Annotated in this window: 22 protein-coding genes and 1 tRNA gene; 22 read left to right on the top strand and 1 reads right to left on the bottom strand. The window is 37.6% G+C overall.

Annotated elements, in window-relative coordinates:
- The first annotated feature begins 28 nt into the window (after positions 1 to 28).
- The 16 genes from IEV41_RS16990 to whiA all read left to right on the top strand — a co-directional run bounded on the left by IEV41_RS16990 (position 29) and on the right by whiA (position 17,596).
- Positions 29 to 1,078, top strand: coding sequence for a LytTR family transcriptional regulator DNA-binding domain-containing protein (locus tag IEV41_RS16990; protein WP_188389693.1), 1,050 nt, complete (start codon positions 29 to 31; stop codon positions 1,076 to 1,078).
- A 9-nt stretch (positions 1,079 to 1,087) separates the two neighbouring features.
- Positions 1,088 to 1,780, top strand: coding sequence for an ABC transporter permease (locus tag IEV41_RS16985; protein WP_188389692.1), 693 nt, complete (start codon positions 1,088 to 1,090; stop codon positions 1,778 to 1,780).
- A gap of 162 nt (positions 1,781 to 1,942) precedes the next feature.
- Positions 1,943 to 2,785 (top strand): ABC transporter ATP-binding protein, encoded by an 843-nt coding sequence (locus tag IEV41_RS16980; RefSeq protein ID WP_188389691.1) that lies wholly within the window; start codon positions 1,943 to 1,945, stop codon positions 2,783 to 2,785.
- On the top strand, positions 2,785 to 3,489 hold the full coding sequence (locus IEV41_RS16975; protein WP_188389690.1) for an ABC transporter permease: 705 nt from the start codon (positions 2,785 to 2,787) through the stop codon (positions 3,487 to 3,489). Before IEV41_RS16980 ends, IEV41_RS16975 begins: the two co-directional genes overlap by 1 nt.
- 125 nt (positions 3,490 to 3,614) lie before the next feature.
- Positions 3,615 to 5,594, top strand: a complete 1,980-nt coding sequence (uvrB, locus tag IEV41_RS16970) for an excinuclease ABC subunit UvrB (protein ID WP_188389689.1) — start codon at positions 3,615 to 3,617, stop codon at positions 5,592 to 5,594.
- A gap of 7 nt (positions 5,595 to 5,601) precedes the next feature.
- A complete protein-coding gene (gene uvrA / locus IEV41_RS16965; protein ID WP_188389688.1) occupies positions 5,602 to 8,475 on the top strand; it encodes an excinuclease ABC subunit UvrA in 2,874 nt (957 codons plus the stop codon).
- 247 nt (positions 8,476 to 8,722) lie between these two features.
- A complete protein-coding gene (locus tag IEV41_RS16960; protein ID WP_188389734.1) occupies positions 8,723 to 9,085 on the top strand; it encodes a phage holin family protein in 363 nt (120 codons plus the stop codon).
- Between the two features lie 190 nt (positions 9,086 to 9,275).
- Positions 9,276 to 10,211 carry an HPr(Ser) kinase/phosphatase gene (gene hprK / locus IEV41_RS16955; protein WP_188389687.1) on the top strand — a complete coding sequence of 312 codons (936 nt, stop codon included), beginning with the start codon at positions 9,276 to 9,278 and terminating at the stop codon, positions 10,209 to 10,211.
- A gap of 39 nt (positions 10,212 to 10,250) precedes the next feature.
- On the top strand, positions 10,251 to 11,063 hold the full coding sequence (gene lgt / locus IEV41_RS16950) for a prolipoprotein diacylglyceryl transferase (RefSeq protein ID WP_188389686.1): 813 nt from the start codon (positions 10,251 to 10,253) through the stop codon (positions 11,061 to 11,063).
- Positions 11,064 to 11,127: 64 nt separating this feature from the next.
- Positions 11,128 to 11,766 carry a pyrophosphatase PpaX gene (gene ppaX / locus IEV41_RS16945; RefSeq protein WP_188389685.1) on the top strand — a complete coding sequence of 213 codons (639 nt, stop codon included), beginning with the start codon at positions 11,128 to 11,130 and terminating at the stop codon, positions 11,764 to 11,766.
- Between the two features lie 240 nt (positions 11,767 to 12,006).
- The gene (locus tag IEV41_RS16940) at positions 12,007 to 12,996 is read left to right on the top strand and encodes a tetratricopeptide repeat protein (RefSeq protein WP_188389684.1); all 990 of its coding nucleotides are present in this window, start codon (positions 12,007 to 12,009) and stop codon (positions 12,994 to 12,996) included.
- A gap of 112 nt (positions 12,997 to 13,108) precedes the next feature.
- Positions 13,109 to 14,062, top strand: a complete 954-nt coding sequence (gene trxB / locus IEV41_RS16935; RefSeq protein WP_188389683.1) for a thioredoxin-disulfide reductase — start codon at positions 13,109 to 13,111, stop codon at positions 14,060 to 14,062.
- A 171-nt stretch (positions 14,063 to 14,233) separates the two neighbouring features.
- The gene (locus tag IEV41_RS16930) at positions 14,234 to 14,692 is read left to right on the top strand and encodes an NUDIX hydrolase (protein ID WP_188389682.1); all 459 of its coding nucleotides are present in this window, start codon (positions 14,234 to 14,236) and stop codon (positions 14,690 to 14,692) included.
- A 33-nt stretch (positions 14,693 to 14,725) separates the two neighbouring features.
- A complete protein-coding gene (gene rapZ, locus IEV41_RS16925; protein WP_188389681.1) occupies positions 14,726 to 15,601 on the top strand; it encodes an RNase adapter RapZ in 876 nt (291 codons plus the stop codon).
- Between the two features lie 5 nt (positions 15,602 to 15,606).
- The gene (mgfK, locus tag IEV41_RS16920; RefSeq protein ID WP_188389680.1) at positions 15,607 to 16,566 is read left to right on the top strand and encodes a gluconeogenesis morphogenetic factor MgfK; all 960 of its coding nucleotides are present in this window, start codon (positions 15,607 to 15,609) and stop codon (positions 16,564 to 16,566) included.
- A 76-nt stretch (positions 16,567 to 16,642) separates the two neighbouring features.
- Positions 16,643 to 17,596, top strand: coding sequence for a DNA-binding protein WhiA (whiA, locus tag IEV41_RS16915; protein WP_188389679.1), 954 nt, complete (start codon positions 16,643 to 16,645; stop codon positions 17,594 to 17,596).
- Between the two features lie 110 nt (positions 17,597 to 17,706).
- Here whiA and clpP read toward each other — a convergent pair whose 3' ends face one another.
- Entirely contained in the window at positions 17,707 to 18,288 is a 582-nt protein-coding gene (gene clpP / locus IEV41_RS16910; protein WP_188389678.1) for an ATP-dependent Clp endopeptidase proteolytic subunit ClpP, read from the bottom strand.
- Positions 18,289 to 18,575: 287 nt separating this feature from the next.
- Between clpP and IEV41_RS16905 the strand changes: the two genes are divergently transcribed.
- From IEV41_RS16905 to IEV41_RS16880, 6 genes are all read left to right on the top strand, one after another.
- Positions 18,576 to 19,184 (top strand): hypothetical protein, encoded by a 609-nt coding sequence (locus IEV41_RS16905; protein ID WP_188389677.1) that lies wholly within the window; start codon positions 18,576 to 18,578, stop codon positions 19,182 to 19,184.
- A 103-nt stretch (positions 19,185 to 19,287) separates the two neighbouring features.
- Positions 19,288 to 19,363, top strand: a tRNA-Arg gene (locus IEV41_RS16900).
- Between the two features lie 183 nt (positions 19,364 to 19,546).
- A complete protein-coding gene (locus IEV41_RS16895) occupies positions 19,547 to 19,792 on the top strand; it encodes a hypothetical protein (RefSeq protein ID WP_188389676.1) in 246 nt (81 codons plus the stop codon).
- 180 nt (positions 19,793 to 19,972) lie between these two features.
- A complete protein-coding gene (locus tag IEV41_RS16890) occupies positions 19,973 to 20,182 on the top strand; it encodes a hypothetical protein (protein ID WP_188389675.1) in 210 nt (69 codons plus the stop codon).
- Between the two features lie 178 nt (positions 20,183 to 20,360).
- Positions 20,361 to 20,798, top strand: a complete 438-nt coding sequence (locus IEV41_RS16885) for a Dps family protein (protein ID WP_188389733.1) — start codon at positions 20,361 to 20,363, stop codon at positions 20,796 to 20,798.
- A 578-nt stretch (positions 20,799 to 21,376) separates the two neighbouring features.
- Positions 21,377 to 21,685 carry a PTS sugar transporter subunit IIB gene (locus tag IEV41_RS16880; protein ID WP_188389674.1) on the top strand — a complete coding sequence of 103 codons (309 nt, stop codon included), beginning with the start codon at positions 21,377 to 21,379 and terminating at the stop codon, positions 21,683 to 21,685.
- Positions 21,686 to 21,715: the final 30 nt, after the last annotated feature.

The raw sequence follows: 21,715 nt of genomic DNA, 5'->3' as shown, positions 1-21,715 counted from the left end.
CAATTTTTAGAGGGATGGGGGGAGAATAATGTTGCTATTAGACGTACAAGAAGTGAACAAAATTCATAAAAATAAACATCTTATTCAAGATGTGTCCTTTACGGTAGATGCTGGGGAATGCAAAGTGCTTGTTTGTAATAAAGAAACAGGAGAATTGTTTATTAATCTATTGTTTGATATAGATTCACCAACGAGTGGGACGGTCTTATTTAAAGGAGAGCGACTTCATCCGAATAAGCATAGTACGTATGTAGGTGTATTCATGCTTGAAGATGGTCATTACGAACGAATGACGGTAAAAGAGTTTCTCTCGTTTTTTAAAGATATGTATAGAAGTGAGCTATCTGTTGAAAAGACACTAGAAAAAGTAGGTTTATTTGATAAGCAAAAGATAAAGCTTGAGAGACTGACTTATTCAGAGTTAAGAAGACTTCATCTTGCAAGGGTGTTCATCCATAATCCGTCTTTAGTTATCTTAGAAGAGCCTGAACAAAATGTAGATACAGAGAGTGTAATTCTTATCCGTAAAACAATTGAATCATTGCGACAAGAGAAAAAAGGAATTTTAATTACGACATTTTCTTTAGAAACAGCACTGTCCATTACAGATGATGTATATATATTGAATGAAGATGGCTTTAAGCGAGTTGAAAGTGAGCAAGAGGTAGTACAAGAAGAGTTCGTACCGGTAGAAATAGAAGAACAACATGAAGAAGAGGAAGCTACTATTGCGAAGCCGATTCGCATCGATAAAATCCCTGCAAAAGTAAATGAGAAGCTCATCCTGTTCGATCCAATGGAAATTTATTTCGTAGAGAGCCAAGAAGGAAATTCATACATTCATGTGAAAGAAGGCCGCTTCTTATGTACATACACGTTAAATGAACTGCAGGAGAAGTTAAAAGTGTTTGGATTTTTCCGTTGCCATCGCTCGTATATTATCAATCTACAACGTGTAAGAGAAGTTATTACGTGGACACGTAATAGTTATAGCTTGATTTTAGATAATAAAGAGAAGAGTTCTATTCCTTTATCTAAGGGGCGCTATGACGAACTGAAAGAAATTATGGGGTTGTGAGGTGATAAGATGAGTCGTTTATTTGTATTAGTGAAGCGAGAATGTATAGATGTAAGTAGGAATTATGTGATTTTATCGATGATGATGGTGCCTTTGTTTATAGCTTTTATGTATGAATTAAAAGGTGTAAAGGACGAAACGGTATTCTTAGTACCGTTATTGATAACGTACGCCTTCATTGGAATGGTTATTCAACCAATTATGATTGCAGAAGAGAAAGAAAAAGGTTCCTTTACTATCTATCGTGTATCGCCTTTTCATCAGGGGCATCTTATCGTAGCGAAGGGTATTGTTTCGATTCTTTTAGCATTATTTGTAACGATTTTAATAGCGGTAATGGGTGGCTTCAGTATAGAGAATATGTTGCTTTTTATCTATACAGCAATAGCAACCACATTATTTTCTATATGTGCAGGGACACTTGTCGGTTTTTATTCAAAAAATGCAATGGATACATCTGTTAAAGGAATTCCGTGTGCCTTTTTCCTTTTATTGCCTATGTTTGCAAATTTTTATGAGGAAAACGGCATGCTTACGACTATCAATAACATGTTACCTGGACAAGCGATATTTAATGGCTTATTCGTTTCTTTAGGAGGAGAGATGACAGGCGTATGGTCAGATAGTCTCCTAGTAACAGGATGGACAGTCGCTGCATGTGTTTTCTGTCTAGTTATTTATAAAAAACGCCAATCATTGTAACCATAGGAATGTTCCTATGGTTTTTTCATGTTTTCATATGCTCCGTTCATCCCGATTTCTACTCTTTTGAAAGAAAATATAATGTTGTCAGTTTGTAATTGTCCTATTGTAGAGTCAGAAGCACGGTAAACAAAAATCAAATCAAATACAGGGGTGGAGAAAATGGGGAATATCATTACCGTACAAAATATGATGAAAGCATTTGGAACGAAGAAAGCATTAACTGATGTAAGCTTCAATATTAAGAAGGGTGAAATATTTGGTTTCCTTGGTCCGAGTGGATCTGGTAAAACAACAACAGTGAAAATCTTAACATCGCAATTAAAACATTCCTCGGGAAATATTTCGATATTTGGACAGGATCTTACAAAGTGGAAGAAAGAGAATATGAAAGAAATTGGCATATTAACAGATAATAGTGCACTATATGACAGATTAACAGTGTACGATAATTTGAAATTATATTGTGATTTATATGATGTGAATAACAAACGAATTGACGAAGTATTACAAGATGTGAATTTAATTGAAGAGAAGAAAACAGCTGTGAATAAGTTATCAAAAGGGATGAAGCAGCGTGTCTTACTTGCCCGAGCTATTCTTCATAAACCAGCACTATTGTTTTTAGATGAACCAACTTCTGCTTTAGACCCAGTAAATAGACAAAAGATGCATGACGTACTTCGTCAATTAAATGAAGAAGGCACAACAATTTTCTTAACGACACATGATATGAGTGAAGCCGAAATTCTATGTGACCGAATAGCGTTTTTACATAATGGCGAAATCGCTGCACTTGATACACCAGAGAATTTACGCCTTCAGTATGCGGAAAATACAATCGAAATTACGTTAACAAATAGAGAAAAAGAAATGGTGACAAAAGACGAGGCAGGAGCACAACGCATTTTTGAATGGTTGAACCGTGGAGAAATTTTAACGATTCACTCAAAAGAACCGAATTTAGGAGATATTTTCATCCAATTAACTGGGAGGGGCTTATAATGATGACATTTTCACTAAAACGAGTATCAGCGATTGTACGTAAAGAATATATGGATTTAATGAAGAATTACCAAATGGTTATTATGTTAGTCTTTCCGCTTGCATACGCATTATTTTATAAACGTATGGGGATGGAACCTGCTGGAATCGCAAGCATGTGTATCATGATGACGCTTGTTTTTTTAACTACATTTCTCCAAGCAAATGCAATTGCGGAAGAGAAAGAGAAGGAAACATTACGTGGGCTTATGTTATCACCGGCAGGGGTGTTAGATGTACTAGCAGGTAAAAGCTTTCTTACAAGTGTTTTAACAGTTGTTGTATCTACTTTCTGCTTAATTCTCGCGGAAGTATCAGTGAACATAAATGTAGCAATTGTTGTATGTATCGGTTTATTACTTTTCGTTTGTATGGGGACACTTTTTGGATTACTTGCTCAATCTGTTTCGGCATTAAATACAATGATGATGCCAGTTATAATGGTCCTTATGCTCGGTAGCATGTTTACGAAAGGTGTAGAAAATGAACTTGTACGAATGATTGTAAGTAATTTTCCATCAACACGTATTATAGATAGTGTAAATTTAGCTGTTGCTGGAAGTGGAATGAACGACCTGATGACACACATACTTGTATTAACAGGTTGGTTTGTTGGATTGCTAGTAGCATGTATTGTTGTCTACCGTCAAAAACGATTTGATTAAAAGCCATGCTCTGCATGGTTTTTTCTTTTCTTTTTAACGAACGTTTGTTTTGTTTTTCGTGGTTGAGATATGATAAAATGTGGTAAGATAGATGTAGAGGAAATGTTGAAGAACGGAGGTTGAATATGAAAGATTTTGAAATAGTGTCGAGTTATTCTCCACAAGGCGATCAGCCAAATGCAATTAAGCAGTTAGTAGAAGGAATACAGAACGGAAAGAGATACCAAACGTTACTCGGAGCAACTGGTACGGGTAAAACGTTCACAATCTCGAATGTCATCAAAGAAGTGAAGAAGCCAACGCTTGTGATGGCTCACAATAAAACATTAGCTGGACAGTTATACAGTGAATTTAAAGAATTCTTCCCAAACAATGCAGTCGAGTATTTCGTAAGTTATTACGATTACTATCAACCAGAAGCATATGTACCACAAACAGATACCTTCATTGAAAAAGATGCCAAAATTAACGATGAAATTGATAAATTACGTCACTCTGCCACATCTTCCTTATTTGAACGAGAAGATGTCATTATTATTGCGAGTGTATCGTGTATATATGGTTTAGGATCGCCGGAAGAATACCGTGAATTAGTCGTGTCATTACGTGTTGGAATGGAAAAAGGACGCGATGAGTTATTACGTCAATTAGTCGATATCCAATATGCTCGTAATGATATTGATTTCCAGCGTGGAACGTTCCGTGTACGCGGAGATGTAGTAGAAATCTTCCCTGTTTCACGAGATGAACAATGTATTCGTGTTGAGTTCTTTGGGGATGAAATTGATCGCATTCGTGAAATTGACGCACTGACGGGGGAAATTGTTGGTGAACGTGACCACGTTGCTATTTTCCCGGCATCTCACTTCGTTACACGTGAAGAGAAAATGAAAGTAGCGATTGAGAATATTGAAGCGGAATTAGAGGAACAGTTAAAAGAATTCCGTGAGAATGATAAGTTATTAGAAGCGCAGCGTTTAGAACAACGCGTACGTTACGATTTGGAAATGATGCGTGAGATGGGCTTCTGTTCTGGCATCGAAAACTACTCGCGTCACTTAACGTTACGTCCAGCTGGAGCAACGCCGTATACACTAATTGACTACTTCCCAGATGATTTTCTTATTGTTATGGATGAATCACACGTTTCGTTACCACAAGTACGAGGGATGTATAACGGAGATAGAGCGCGTAAGCAAGTATTAGTGGATCATGGATTCCGCTTACCATCAGCATTGGATAACCGTCCGCTTCAGTTTGATGAGTTTGAAGAAAAAGGGCCTCAGTTTGTCTACGTATCGGCTACACCCGGCCCATATGAGTTAGATCATTGTCCAGAAATGGTAGAACAAATTATTCGCCCAACAGGATTAATTGATCCATTGATTGATGTTCGTCCAATTGAAGGGCAAATTGATGATCTACTAGGTGAAATTCAAGCTCGTATTGAACGCAATGAGCGTGTGTTAATTACGACATTAACGAAAAAAATGTCCGAAGACTTAACAGATTACTTGAAAGACATCGGTATTAAAGTAAACTACTTACATTCAGAAGTAAAGACGTTAGAGCGTATTGAAATTATTCGTGATTTACGATTAGGTAAGTTTGATGTGTTAGTAGGAATTAACTTATTGCGTGAAGGACTTGATATACCAGAAGTGTCACTTGTGGCAATTTTAGATGCGGATAAGGAAGGATTCTTACGTTCGGAGCGTTCATTAATCCAAACAATCGGTCGTGCAGCGCGTAATGCGAATGGTCATGTTATTATGTACGCAGACAAAATGACGAACTCGATGGAAATTGCTATTAATGAGACGAAGCGCCGCCGTGCTATTCAAGAAGCCTATAATGAGAAGCATGGTATTATTCCACAAACGATTAAGAAGGAAGTACGTGGTGTGATTCGTGCGACAATGGCTGCCGAAGAACAAGAAGGATACGAAACAAAAGCAGTCGATACGAAGAAGTTAACGAAGAAAGAGCGCGAGAAAGTAATTACGAAGATGGAAATAGAGATGAGGGAAGCTGCGAAAGCATTAGATTTCGAACGTGCCGCAGAGCTTCGCGATTTATTATTAGAGTTAAAGGCGGAGGGATGATAGCAAGATGGCAATGGAACATATTATTGTAAAAGGTGCACGCGCACATAATTTAAAGAACATAGATGTAACAATTCCACGCGACAAATTAGTAGTCGTAACTGGATTATCAGGTTCGGGAAAATCGTCCCTTGCCTTTGATACAATTTATGCAGAGGGGCAACGTCGTTACGTTGAATCTCTATCTGCATACGCACGTCAATTTTTAGGGCAAATGGATAAACCTGATGTCGATGCGATTGAAGGCCTATCACCTGCTATTTCAATTGATCAAAAGACGACGAGCCGTAACCCACGTTCGACAGTTGGTACGGTAACAGAGATTTATGATTATTTACGTCTATTATATGCACGTGTTGGAACGCCTATTTGCCCAACACACGGTGTCGAGATCACATCACAAACAATTGAGCAAATGGTTGATCGTATTTTGGAATATGAAGAGCGTACGAAAATTCAAGTGTTAGCACCTATCGTGTCGGGGCGAAAAGGTACGCATGTGAAAGTGTTAGAAGATATTAAGAAGCAAGGATATGTACGTGTACGTATTGATGGCGAGATGCATGAAGTCGGTGAAGAGATTGAATTAGAGAAGAACAAGAAACATAGCATTGAAGTTGTTGTTGATCGTATTGTTGTGAAAGATGGTATCGCTTCTCGTCTAGCAGATTCGTTAGAAACGGCATTACGCTTAGCGGATGGACGTGTCTTAGTTGATGTTATTGGAAAAGAAGAGCTTCTATTTAGTGAGCACCATGCATGTCCACACTGTGGCTTCTCAATCGGTGAATTAGAACCTCGCATGTTCTCGTTCAATAGCCCATTTGGTGCTTGCCCGTCTTGTGATGGGCTTGGTAGTAAGTTAGAAGTGGATTTGGAGCTTGTTATTCCTGATTGGGAGAAGTCATTGAAAGGGCATGCAATTGCTCCGTGGGAACCGACAAGTTCGCAATATTATCCGCAATTATTAGAAGCGGTATGTACACACTACGGTATTGATATGGATATGCCGGTGAAGGATATTCCAAAAGAACTAATGGATAAAGTGTTATATGGAAGCGGAAAAGAAGAAATTTACTTCCGCCATGAGAACGACTTCGGCCAAGTGCGCGAAGGAAAGATTACGTTTGAAGGTGTGATGAACAATATTGAACGTCGCTACCGTGAAACATCATCTGATTACATTCGTGAGCAGATGGAGAAATACATGGCTCAGCAAAAGTGTCCAAAGTGTAAAGGGTATCGTCTAAAGCCAGAAACATTGGCTGTATTCATTAATGATAAGCATATTGGTCATGTAACACAGTTATCCATCGCAGAAGCATACGATTTCTTTGAGACATTGCAGCTAACAGAGAAGCAAATGAGCATTGCGCGCCTTATTTTACGTGAAATCCAAGAACGATTAGGCTTCTTAATTAATGTCGGTCTAGATTATTTAATGCTTTCACGTTCAGCAGGAACGTTATCAGGTGGAGAGGCACAGCGTATTCGTCTTGCGACACAAATTGGTTCACGTTTAACGGGCGTATTATATATTTTAGATGAACCGTCTATAGGACTACATCAGCGTGACAACGACCGTTTAATTTATACGCTGCAAAATATGCGCGATTTAGGTAATACGTTAATTGTCGTAGAGCATGATGAAGATACGATGTTAGCTGCAGACTACTTAATTGATATTGGTCCAGGTGCCGGTATTCACGGTGGAGAAATTATTGCGGCAGGAACACCAGAGGAAGTAATGAATAATCCTCAGTCGCTAACAGGTCAGTATTTAAAAGGTGAAAAGTTCATTTCCGTTCCAACAGAACGACGCCAAGGAGATGGACGTGAAATTGCCATCGTTGGTGCAAAAGAAAACAATTTGAAGAATGTTAAAGCATCCTTCCCATTAGGTACATTCGTTGCGGTAACAGGTGTATCAGGTTCAGGAAAAAGTACGCTAATTAACGAAGTATTATATAAAGCGTTAGCACAATATCTATACAGATCAAAAGCGAAGCCAGGTGCACACAAAGAAATTAAAGGGATGGAGCATCTAGAGAAAGTAATTGATATCGACCAATCACCAATTGGACGAACACCTCGTTCGAATCCAGCGACGTACACTGGTGTATTTGATGACATTCGCGATGTATTCGCGGCGACGAATGAAGCGAAAGTACGTGGCTATAAGAAAGGTCGCTTTAGTTTTAACGTTAAAGGTGGACGTTGTGAAGCATGCCGTGGCGACGGTATTATCAAGATTGAAATGCACTTCTTACCAGACGTGTACGTACCGTGTGAAGTGTGTCATGGTAAACGTTATAACCGTGAAACGTTAGAAGTGAAGTACAAAGAGAAGAATATTTCAGAATTGCTGAACATGACGATTGAAGATGCGCTAGAGTTCTTTGAGAACATCCCGAAAATTAAGCGGAAGTTACAGACGTTAGCAGATGTTGGGTTAGGTTATATTACACTTGGTCAACCAGCGACAACATTGTCAGGTGGAGAGGCACAACGTGTGAAGTTAGCCTCTGAGTTACATCGTCGTTCAAATGGGCGTACGTTATACATTTTAGATGAGCCAACAACAGGCCTTCACGTAGACGACATTGCTCGCTTACTGAAAGTATTGCAACGTCTTGTTGATAACGGGGATACAGTATTAGTCATTGAGCATAATTTAGATGTTATTAAGACAGCTGACTACATGATTGATTTAGGCCCAGATGGTGGTGACAAAGGTGGTACAATTGTTGTCACTGGAACACCGGAAGAAGTCGTGAAAGTAGAAGCATCCCATACGGGTAAATATTTAAACATTGTTCTTGAACGTGACAAAGGAAAAATGGAGAGTCGCTTGCAAGAAATTGAATGTATGTCGAAATAGATGAATGAACCTACAGAATACATTTCTGTAGGTTTTCTTATGAATAGAGGGAGTCGTCTTGGCGACAAAGTTAACTTCATCTGTAAAGTGAGAAAAGCCTCTTTAGCCATCGGACAAAGTAAGGTACAATAGAGAAAAGAAGAAATACATATGTACCCAGTATCATTTCTAGTGGTTGCGGACATATACTATAGGACAGAGGTACATTGTACGAGTATGTAAAGAAGATCGAGAGGGTATAGAGATGATCAGATGGTTATTATCAGTTTTAGTAAATAGTGTTTTATTACTTGTTATAGCTGGATTCTTCCCAGATACATTTTTTGTGCAAAATGTATGGACAGCGGTAATGGCGAGCTTCTTGTTATCAATTTTAAATGTGTTGGTAAAGCCATTCCTTATTTTAATAACGTTACCGGTAACGATTCTTTCACTAGGATTCTTCCTATTTGTCATTAATGCGATAACGTTGTTAATTGCGGATAGCTTAATGGGCAGTGCATTTGAAATTTCAGGATTTGGCATGGCGTTAGGAGCTGCGATTATGTTATCAATCCTAAATTTTGCAGTTCAAAAAATAATCGTTCGACCTTTATCAGAAAAGAAATAATGAAGAGATCATCCTTTGTATCATAGTCTAAAGGATGATTTTTTTGTGTTGTTTCATCGGATGGAAAAAGATGATAAAATAGAGGATAAGTTGTTTCAGTAGGTATCATACCTAAGTAATGATACGTTAATACTTAGTAGTAAAAGATGTTCGTACACTTGTACGCGATACATCCAGATGGAGGTCAATGATGGCTAGAGTTCGCATGAATAACGTAATGGAAGAGTTTCAATTAGAGTTAGTTAGTGGAAAAGAAAGTATCACGAAACCGATTGAGACGAGTGATATCTCTCGTCCGGGCTTAGAAATAGCCGGATTTTTTACATATTATCCAGCAGATCGTATTCAAATCTTAGGGATGACAGAGCTTTCGTTTTTCAAAAATTATTTAAGTGATGAACAGAAGAAAGACATTATGGAACGCCTTTGTTGTGACGAAACACCTGGAATTATTGTTTCGAGGGATTTAGAGGTACCAAAAGAATTAGTAGAAGCATCGGAGCGAAATCATGTACCTGTATTTCGTTCATCTTTGAAGACAACACGTCTTGTCAGCCGTATTACGAATTATTTAGAAGGGAAGTTAGCGCCAACGACAGCAATGCACGGTGTATTAGTAGATGTGTATGGTGTAGGAGTGTTAATTACTGGACAAAGTGGTGTCGGTAAAAGTGAGACAGCTCTTGAATTGGTAAAACGTGGACATCGTTTAGTAGCTGATGATAGTGTAGAGATTCGTCAAGATGAGAATGATACGTTAATTGGTTCTTCTCCAGAATTAATTGAACATTTACTTGAAATTCGCGGACTAGGCATTATTAACGTTATGACGTTATTCGGTGCAGGGAGTGTACGTAATCATAAGCGCATCTCGCTTATTATGAATTTAGAACTTTGGGACTCAAAGAAAAACTACGATCGCCTAGGATTAGATGAAGAAAAAATGCGAATCTTGGATACTGATGTAACGAGATTAACGGTTCCTGTACGTCCAGGCCGAAATTTAGCAGTTATTATTGAAGTGGCTGCGATGAACTTCCGCTTGAAGCGTATGGGAATGAATGCGGCGCAACAATTCGCGAATCGTTTATCGAATGCGCTAAATGTCGATCACGATGAGCAATAATTAATAGAAGGAAAATGGGGAGAAAGGTGGCTAAAATAAATGGTAGACAAGATTGAACCGTTAAATCGGGTCATGTTTGAAATTGGACCACTGACAGTATATTGGTACGGATTCTTAATTGGATTCGGAGCAATGCTTGGCCTTTGGTTAGCTGTTCGCGAATCACAGCGCTTAGGGATGGATAAAGAAATCTTTGTGGACCTAGTGTTATACGCAATCCCGATTGCAATTATCTGTGCTCGCCTTTATTATGTTCTATTTAACTTAGATCATTATGCGGCAAATCCAAAAGATATCATTAAAGTATGGGAAGGCGGACTTGCCATCCACGGTGGATTAATCGGAGCTTTTGTAACAGGATATATTTTCTGTAAGAAGAAAGGTCTGTCATTCTGGAAGCTGGCAGATATTGCGGCACCAAGTATCTTAATTGGTCAAATTGTTGGCCGTTGGGGAAACTTTATGAATCAAGAGGCGCATGGTGGGGCTGTAACAAGAGAATTCCTAGAAGGGTTACATTTACCTGATTTTATCATCAATCAAATGTACATAAATGGTACATACTATCATCCGACGTTCTTATATGAATCGCTCTGGAATCTTATTGGGTTGTTCTTGCTACTATATTTACGCCGAGTGAACCTTCGTCGAGGTGAAATTTTCCTTGGGTACTTAATTTGGTATTCTATCGGACGTTTCTTCATTGAAGGACTTCGTACAGATAGTTTAATGTTGACGGAAGCATTACGTGTGGCGCAAGTAATTTCATTAGTCACGGTAGTGGCTGGAATTATTCTGCTTGTCATTCGTCGAAAAATGAGTAAGGAACCAGTCCGTTATTTAGATGCATAGTAAAAAATGGGATGGTGTGTAGCCATCCTATTTTCTTAATATAGAGACAGGAAGGGATAGACAGATGAAAATCAATACACTTCTTTTTGACTTAGACGGAACACTAATTAATACAAATGAATTGATTATGCAGTCGTTTCTACATACATTAGAAACGTATTATCCTGGTAAATACAAGCGAGAAGATGTCGTTCCGTTCTTTGGAGAGCCTTTATACGGATCATTTGCGAATATCGATAGCGAAAAGGCAGATGAGCTTGTGGCATGTTATCGCAAACACAACATCGAACATCATGATGAGTTAGTTGAAGAGTTCGAGACAGTGTATGAAACAATTAAAACGTTGCATGAACAAGGTTATAAGTTAGGGATTGTCACAACAAAAGCGCAACCTGTTGTTGATATGGGAATGAAGTTAGCGAGGCTACATCATTTCTTTGAAGTTGTGGTGACGATTGGCGATGTAGAGAATGCAAAGCCACATCCAGAACCAGTGGAAAAAGCCTTAACGTTATTACATGCAAAGCCAGAAGAAACGATTATGGTTGGTGATAATCATCACGACATCGTAAGTGGTCAGCGCGCTGGAACAAAGACAGCGGCTGTCGCATGGACAGTAAAAGGACGAGAGTATTTAGAAGCGTATAATCCGGATTATATGTTAGAGAAAATGAGTGACTTATTACAGATTGTTAAAGAATAAGTGATAACAATTTAGGGAAACTCATCATAGTTGTTAGAGAATTCTATAAAAGATTGAAATAGTATAAGAATGATTAAATCATTCGCAACAGAAGAGTAGTCTTATAAGTAATTTTATAAGGCTATTTTCTTTTTTTGCCATGTTATTGGAAAATGGTGCTGTGTAGTGAGGAAATACTCAATTCATGCTAGAAGTATGATATACTACATGAAGCTATATTTATAGACATTGGAGGAACGAATGGCGAATCAAAAACAGACACATTGGGAAGATGATAATATTATTTCATTCACGCCATCTGCTCGTTTTTTATATGAACAAGGAATGAAGCGTTACAACAAAAATGAAGTGTATCGTGCTATTAAGTTTTTTGAGAGGGCAGTAGGAGTGAAAGGTGCAACGCCTTATATGTCATGCCAATTAGCAGCGGCATTGACGGAAGTGGGAGAATATTATAAATCAAATAAGATTTACCATGGATTAGTGAAGGAACAAGTGGAAGACTATCATGCACTTTATTACTTCATGGCGAATAACTATGCTCACTTAGGGTTATTTGAAGAGGCGAAGAAGCATGCTGAACATTATTTAGAGCATGCAGAGGATGAGGAATTCATCGAAGAGACAGAAGAGCTGTTAGAGCTTTTAAGTATAGAAGAAACAGAACAAGAGTATTCATTTGAAGATGAATTGATTGTGAAGCAAGAAGAGGCAAATGACCTTGTTCGTGAAGGGAAGTTCGAAGAAGCAATTGTCTTATTAGAAGAGATTATAAAGGACTACCCAGAATTTTGGTCAGCACAAAATAACTTGGCAATTGCTTTATTTCAATTGGGAAAAATAGACGAGGCGCTCTTTGTTATTGATGAATTATTGGAGAAGAATCCAGGTAATTTACATGGTATGTGTAATATGAGCCTGTTTTTACGTAACATTGGTCGTATAAAACAATCGGATTTATTGATAGAACGTCTAGAAAATATATATCCAGTTCTAGCGGATCATCGCTTGAAATTAGGAATCACGTTCGGTGTGGTTGGTAAATATGAATTAGCATATAAATGGTTACGTTCTTTAAAAGCGCAAGGATATGATGGAGATATGAATTTCTATTATTGGTTAGCGTATTCAGCACATGAAGTTGGCAATCTTCGTATGGCAGAACGAGCATGGGAAATGGTTACGGAATTGGATATGACTAAGCAAGGAAAAGAACCGTGGGTACACTAATCCTACCTTTTGCTATCGTATTTCAACGAGTGTTATAATGAAATGGATGGAAGGTAATGAATATTCATATAAGAAGAATAGGATATAGATCGAAACTAAGTAAGGAGTGAAAATGATGGAAGAGAAAATTTATGATGTCGTAATCGTTGGAGCTGGACCAGCTGGAATGACAGCGGCTGTGTATACATCTCGTGCGAATTTAAGCACATTAATGATTGAGCGTGGAGTGCCAGGTGGACAAATGGCAAACACAGAAGATGTAGAAAATTATCCTGGTTATGAAAGTATTTTAGGACCTGAATTATCAAATAAAATGTTCGCGCATGCGAAGAAATTTGGTGCAGAATATGCATACGGGGATATTAAAAGCATTACCGATGGCAAAGAATACAAGACAATTCAAGCTGGAACGAAAGAATACAAAGCTCGTGCAGTTATCATTGCTGCTGGTGCACAATACAAGAAGTTAGGTGTTCCTGGCGAGAAAGAATTAAGCGGACGCGGTGTTTCTTACTGTGCAGTATGTGACGGTGCATTCTTCAAAGATAAAGAATTAGTTGTTGTTGGTGGCGGAGATTCAGCCGTTGAAGAAGGCGTATACTTAACTCGCTTCGCATCAAAAGTAACAATCGTTCACCGTCGTGACCAACTTCGTGCACAGAAGATTTTACAAGACCGTGCATTTGCAAATGAAAAAATTTCATTCATCTGGAACAATACAGTGAAAGAAATTAACGATAACGGTAATGGAAAAGTGGGTAGCGTAACATTAGTTGATGTAAACAATGGAGAAGAACAAAACTTCCAAGCAGATGGCGCTTTCATCTATATCGGTATGCTTCCACTATCAGAACCATTCATGAACTTAGGTATTATGAATGAAAATGGTTATATTGAAACAAATGATAACATGGAGACGAAAGTACCTGGTATTTTCGCGGCGGGTGATATTCGTGAGAAGATGTTACGTCAAATCGTAACAGCAACTGGTGATGGTAGTATTGCAGCACAAAGTGCACAACACTACATCGAATCATTGATGGAATCGTTACAAGAAGGTAAATAAGAAACTGACTCAAAAGGTTGGCACTCAATCTTTTGAGTCAGTTTTCTTTTGTCATATGGAAGAGATAATCTTGCATATGTATTGTTTGCTTCATTGTTACTTGTTTTCTTTGATAGTATAATGAAAGGAAGACTAGTGAAAGAATGATTTCTTTTCAGATGAGGTGGAAATATGCAGAGAGTAACAAACTGTGTGCTATATAAAGACAATAAAGTGTTACTTCTTCAAAAGCCACGTCGTAATTGGTGGGTAGCTCCAGGTGGAAAGATGGAGCTTGGTGAATCAATCCGCGAAGCTGTTACACGTGAATATCGTGAAGAAACAGGCATTTATATTAAAGACCCTATGTTAAAAGGTGTCTTTACTATCGTCATTAAAGAAGGAGATACAGTCGTATCAGAATGGATGATGTTCTCTTTCTTGGCGACGCAATTCGATGGAGATAACAAAGAGGTATGTGAAGAAGGTATTCTAGCATGGCACGACAAAGATGAGGTACAAGAATTACCGATGGCGCCTGGTGATTATCATATTATTGATTATATGCTGCAAGGAAGAGGCATCATTTACGGTACATTCTTCTACACGCCAGATTTTGAATTACTCTCGTATCGTTTAGATCCAAGTTAAAAAGTATAAGAGCGATGAGGAGGATGTTAGAAAATGAGTTCAGATGTTAGCTTAGTTATTATTACAGGTATGTCTGGAGCTGGAAAGACAGTAGCAATACAAAGTTTAGAGGACTTGGGATACTTCTGTGTAGATAATTTACCACCTACACTTCTTCCGAAGTTCCTAGAATTAATGAAGGAATCAAATGGAAAGATGAACAAGGTAGCCCTTGTAATGGATTTACGTGGTCGAGAATTTTTTGACAAAATTTGTGATGCTCTAGATCAATTAGGAGAAAACGAATGGATTGTACCTCGTATTCTATTTTTAGATGCGCGAGATACGACATTGGTAACACGCTACAAAGAAACACGTCGTTCGCATCCACTTGCTTCTTCGGATTCACCTTTAAAAGGTATCCAGTTAGAACGTGAGCTATTACATGAGGTGAAAGAGCGAGCACATTTCACAATTGATACGTCTGATCTAAAGCCGAAGCAGTTACGTGAGCGTATTATTCAATACTTCTCTGTTGATAAGCCAGAAGTATTCCGAATTAACGTAACGTCGTTTGGATTTAAGCATGGTGTACCGATCGATGCTGATTTAGTATTTGATGTACGTTTCTTACCAAATCCGTTTTACATTGAACATATGCGTCCGATGACAGGACTGGATGAAGAAGTATCTTCTTATGTGATGAAATTTAATGAAACACATAAATTTTTGGAGAAATTATTAGATTTAATTGAATTTATGCTGCCGCATTATAAACGAGAAGGAAAGAGTCAACTTGTACTAGCGATTGGATGTACAGGTGGACAGCACCGTTCTGTTACATTGACTGAATATCTTGGAAAGCATTTCTCTAACGAATATAAGACACACGTATCTCACCGAGATATCGAGAAGATTAAAGGACATTAATCGTTATGGCGAAGACACGTCAACCGAAAATTGTCGTTATTGGTGGCGGAACAGGGCTATCTGTTCTCCTTAGAGGGTTAAAAAAATATCCAGTTGATATTACTGCAATTGTAACGGTAGCAGATGATGGAGGAAGTTCGGGAAGATTACGAAGTGAATTAAAGATTCCACCTCCAGGTGATATTCGAAATGTACTTGTAGCACTTTCTGATACAGAACCTTTACTAGAAGAATTAATGCAACATCGTTTTGAGACAGGTGGGGACCTAAGTGGCCATTCATTAGGAAATTTAATGCTGTCTGCAATGACGAATATTACGGGGGATTTCTTCCATGCAGTGCGTGAACTAAGTAAAGTATTAAACGTACGTGGTCGTGTTATTCCAGCAGCGAATCGTAGTATCATTTTGCATGCAGAGCTAGAAGATGGAACGCTTGTATCAGGTGAGTCGAAAATTCCGTTCTCAGGAAAGAAGATTAAGCGCGTCTTCTTAACACCGCAAAAAGTAGAACCACTTCGAGATGCACTGCTAGAAATTAGACGTGCTGATTTAATTGTTATTGGGCCGGGAAGTTTGTATACGAGTATTTTACCAAACTTACTTGTACCGAAGATTGGTCAGGCAGTGAAAGATTCAGAAGCAAAGAAAGCATATGTATGTAATGTCATGACGCAAGCGGGAGAAACATTAGATTATTCGGCGAGTGATCATGTTCGTGCATTATATGACCATTTAGATTGTCCTTTCATTGATTATGTTTTAGTAAATGATGAAGAAGTACCAGAAGAAATTATAAAGAAATACAAAGAAGAGCTATCGCGACCGGTTATTTATGATGTAAAGGAATTAAAGGGACTAGGGCTAGAGATTGTTCATGATCGTATTCTTACGCATCATAATGGAGTGATTCGTCATGATACGACGAAGGTAGCAAAATTATTGTATTCGTTATTAAAGCAATAGATGGAATACCCCCAATTGTGATTGGGGGTATCGTACCGTTTAGACATAATAAAAAAGAATAGGCAGGTGAGAAAAGATGTCCTTTGCATCGGAAACAAAGAAAGAGCTTACGAATTTAGAGGCAAAAGCATGTTGTTCGAAAGCAGAGTTATCCGCATTAATTCGAATGAATGGTTCTTTATCCTTCTCGAACCGTCACTTGCTTGTTGATATTCAAACGGAAAATGCGGCTATCGCAAGACGTATATATACGTTGTTGAAGAAAATTTACAATGTATCTGTCGAACTATTAGTTCGTAAGAAGATGCGTCTGAAGAAGAACAATGTGTATATTGTTCGACTAAAGGAGAATACGAGTATAATCTTAGAAGATTTACAAATTAAAGAAGCTGGTGGCTTCACGTTAATTCATAATATTGCACCAAACTTAATTAGTAAGAAGTGCTGCAAACGTTCGTACTTAAGAGGTGCTTTTCTTGCTGGTGGATCCGTCAATAATCCGGAAACATCTTCGTATCATTTAGAGGTTTTCTCCCTATACAAAGAGCATAATCAAGCTGTTTGTGAGTTGATGAATGAGTTTGGATTGAATAGTAAGACGCTGGAGCGCCGTAAAGGATTCATTACGTATTTGAAGGAAGCAGAAAAAATTACAGAATTCTTAAATATTATCGGAGCACACAACGCATTGCTGCGCTTTGAAGATGTACGTATCGTTCGTGACATGCGTAATTCAGTAAATCGTTTAGTGAACTGTGAAACAGCTAATCTAAATAAAACGATTGGTGCGGCATTACGCCAAATCGAAAACATTCGCTATATTGAGCGAACGGTTGGATTAGACATTTTGCCGGACAAGTTGCGTGAGATTGCCGAATTACGTGTAAAGTATGAAGATGTGACCTTGAAAGAACTAGGCGAAATGGTTAGTACGGGAAGCATTAGTAAATCGGGTATTAATCATCGCCTTCGCAAAATTGATGAACTTGCTGAGAAATTACGTATAGGAGAATCTGTAGCAAAGAAATGAGGCCAGATGGCTGACAACTTAGTCGGTTTTCTAAATATTTCATAAAGTGATGGAAGAGTGTTTCAAAAAAAGGAGTTGCCATTTCGTATGTGGCAACTCCTTTATCATTATTAGGCTTTTACTAATACTTTGTCGATTAATCCGTACTCTACTGCACGATCAGCCGTCATAAAATTGTCGCGATCTGTGTCACGCTCGATTACTTCAAGAGGTTGTCCTGTGTTCTCAGCTAACATACGGTTTAACTTGTCGCGTAAGAATAAGATGCGCTTCGCAGCGATCTCGATTTCTGTTGCTTGTCCTTGTGCACCGCCAAGTGGTTGGTGAATCATTACTTCTGCGTTTGGAAGAGCATAACGCTTTCCTTTTGCACCTGCAGATAATAGGAATGCTCCCATTGATGCAGCCATACCGATACAAATTGTTGATACGTTCGGTTTAATCATATTCATTGTATCGTAGATTGCCATACCAGCTGTAATTGAACCGCCTGGGCTGTTTATGTAAAGTGAGATGTCCTTCTCTGGATCTTCAGCTGCTAAGAATAATAATTGTGACACAATTGAGTTTGCCACAGTATCATCAATTGCACTTCCAAGAATGATAATACGATCTTTTAATAAACGAGAATAAATATCGTATGCACGTTCACCGCGGTTTGTTTGTTCAATAACTGTAGGAATTAAATTCATTTTTTCTCCTCCTTATATAAGGTTAAAATGATGTATCTTAATAATACAACTAAGGTCAATAAAGGTCAAACAAAACTGCTCGACAATATGTACACTATTCTTCATTAATGACCGAATTCCTCGTTTTTAAACATATATCTTTAAAATGATGAAAAAAACTAGCTTTTCGACAATTTTTTGTCCTGTAGAAAGAATAAAATTAATAAAAAAGGCTTGTAGGTGACGTTACGTAACCTTGTATGATGAATATATCAAATAAGAGATTATTACAGAAAGGATGTAAAGAGATGGATATACTTGTAGATTATCGTTGGTATTTTTTAATTGGAGCTGAAATTATCTTTTGGATTTCTATTATAGGATTCTTTGCTCTTCGCTATATGTTTCAATTAAAGAAAGCTAGTTTCATAGCTGGAATTGTTCTATTAATAAATGAATTATTTATCTTGACGTTAGCAGTTATTGATTATGTGGAGACGGGGACGATTTCGCAGTTCCAAATGGTTATTGCTCTTATTTTACTGTATGCAATTATTTATGGGAAGAAGGATTTACGTAAGCTAGACTTCTTTGTACAGAAGAGGGTAGCGAAGCAGCGTGGTCAAGAACCACCAGTAATGGAAGAGGTCGTGGAATTGACAGGATGGGCGTATGCAAAGCGAGAATTAAAGCAATGGGGTGTTCATGTTCTCGCCTTTATCGGTGTGCATGTTTTCTTTTTCTTTACATACGGCCTTATTCCAATAAGTGAGTGGATGGAATGGGGAAGAATAGGAATTGTTAAACATGAAGGTGCAAGTCGTATTAGTCAAATATGGGGAGTTATTTTCGTAATAGATACGATTATCACGTGGTCATACGTTATCTTTCCTAAAAAGGAGAAAAGTTACTTGTAAGTATGTCTAAACAGGCGGAGGGAAAAGAGTTTTTATACTTGCGCCTAAGGCTGATAGCGAGATATAATACCCATATGCAATACACTAGCATCGTATATTCCATGCGCCTATAGCTCAGTCGGATAGAGCGGTGGTTTCCGGTACCATGTCTGTCGGGGGTTCGAATCCCTTTGGGCGCGCTTATTGAAAGTCTCTTGTACATGATGATTTATCATCATGTAGAAGGGACTTTTCATGTGAAGGCCCATAAATAAATGAAAGGGTTTTCATTAAGTGGTGATTTAACAGGAATATACGAATGCATGTCGAATAGTAGTAAACAAGATGGGGAATAATGCAGAAATTGAAGAGGGGATAAGAGAATGGAGATCAAACATAAAATCGAAGAAACATTACGCAAAACAGATGCGAGATTATTAAAATGTACAGAAAGTACGAATAATACATATACAGTGACGATTCATTTTAAAGAAGAGGAACATGAAGTTGCTTTTCGTATTTATGAAGCCGCTGGCACAAAGCATGTTGAATTAGAAAGTCATCAAGATATAACGATTGCACGATTTGTACGTGAACATTTAGAGCAATCGTTAAATCAAGCAGTATAATATAGAAGAAAGAAGCGCGCTTTTGATGAGAGAAAGCGTGCTTTTTTGTATGAAGAGAGAAGAATAATCATCAATCAATATGAATATGAGCGAAAATAGGACAAGAAAAAACAAGAAATTTTCCGCCGTTCTACACCCTTTTTCATTGCTATTTGTTACGGTTAAGAGGGAGGGATATGTATGCCAAAAACAATGACGATCCGATTAGAAGAGGAAGAAATCGAAATGTTGAAGGAGCTTCAAGATAAATATTTAAAGAAATACGGTCAAGAAATTAACCAGACAAAGTTTTTTCGTAAGATATTGCGTGAAGAGTATACGCGTATTACACACCCCCCTCGTACTATTGATGTCAGTACGTACAAGGATATGTCAAACAAATGGGTATAACCGTCCAATTCTTGGACGGTTATTTTTGTATAAATGTGACAAAAATGGGGAAGATAATCGTGACAATTTCTAGAAAAATCTCTTTTTAACCTTGACTTTTTATTTAAAAGGAATTAATATTAGTTTATAATAATTATTAAATAAGAAAATAAATATATAAAATTCGGGGGTATGAATGATGAATAAACAAGTTGTAGATGTATTAAATAAGCAGGTAGCGAACTGGAACGTATTATTTGTGAAGTTACACAATTACCACTGGTATGTAAAAGGACCACACTTTTTCACATTACATGAGAAGTTTGAAGAGTTCTACGGAGAAGCTGCAACGCATATTGATGAATTAGCAGAGCGTATTCTTACATTAGGTGGACAGCCAGTTGCAACGATGAAAGAATATTTAGCAGTTGCTTCTATTGAAGAAGCAACAAACAATGAAGTAGCTGAAGAAATGGTACAAGCAATCGCAGCAGATTTTGAGAAAATGTTAGATGAGTTAAAAGAGGGAATTGAAATTGCGGGTAACACAGGTGATGATGTGACAGAAGGTATGTTAGCAGACATTTATGCAGACTTAGAGAAACATGTTTGGATGTTAAAAGCATTCTTAGGATAAGGTAAATACAAAAGCATCTCTTTATGGAAAAGAGATGCTTTTCTTTATGTAAAGGAAAGCATTGTATGGAAAAAAATAAATGATACGTAGGCAAGTATCATTTATTTTTGCATATATAAAAAGGGAAGGATGAATACAGATGTCTAAACAACGTGTTGTGTTTAGTATTTGTGTGTTCATCTAGAAAGAAAGGAGGCAGGAAAAGGAACACACTAATAATGAAAGCGATAACACACTAAAGAAAGCGTTAACACACTGGTGAAGAGGGAAAATGGAAGCAAAAAAACATTAAAAAAAGTAGATACCAAAAAATGTTGGTAAACTAGGATTTTGATGAATTTTCGCTAATTTTTTATAAAAAATATCAATCTTCTGCAAAAGTTGGCACGATAGTTGCATTATAGTGTGAGTATAAAAGAGAATAGTGCAAAATGGTAAAAATAATGGGGAAAACATTAGTTTAACGAAAAAATGTAATTGTTTTTACAGTGTGTTGGAAAGTTGGCACGGTACTTGCATTATTCAGGGGTAAGTAAAAATTATTTGAAACAATAAAAGGTATCAGGGGGTCTACTAACATGAATATTTTATTAGTTTGTTCAGCAGGTATGTCTACTAGTTTACTAGTAACAAAAATGGAAGCGGCTGCAAAAGCCAAAGGAATGGAAGGAAAGATTTGGGCAGTAGCAGGAGACGCAGCTCGTGCCAATATGAGCGAAGCCGATGTTGTATTATTAGGACCACAAGTTCGTTACATGTTATCTCAAATGCAACAAATGTCTAAAGACTTCAATAACATCCCAGTAGAGGTAATTAACTCTTTACATTACGGTATGTTAAATGGAGAAGCAGTATTAGAGCATGCAGTAGGTTTAGTGAAAAAATAGCACATTAAAAAAATGATGTATTAGGAGGTC

The organism is Priestia taiwanensis, from assembly GCF_014638355.1.
Taxonomy (GTDB): Bacteria; Bacillota; Bacilli; order Bacillales; family Bacillaceae_G; genus Priestia_D; species Priestia_D taiwanensis.
This window is presented reverse-complemented; position numbering and strand designations above follow the sequence as displayed.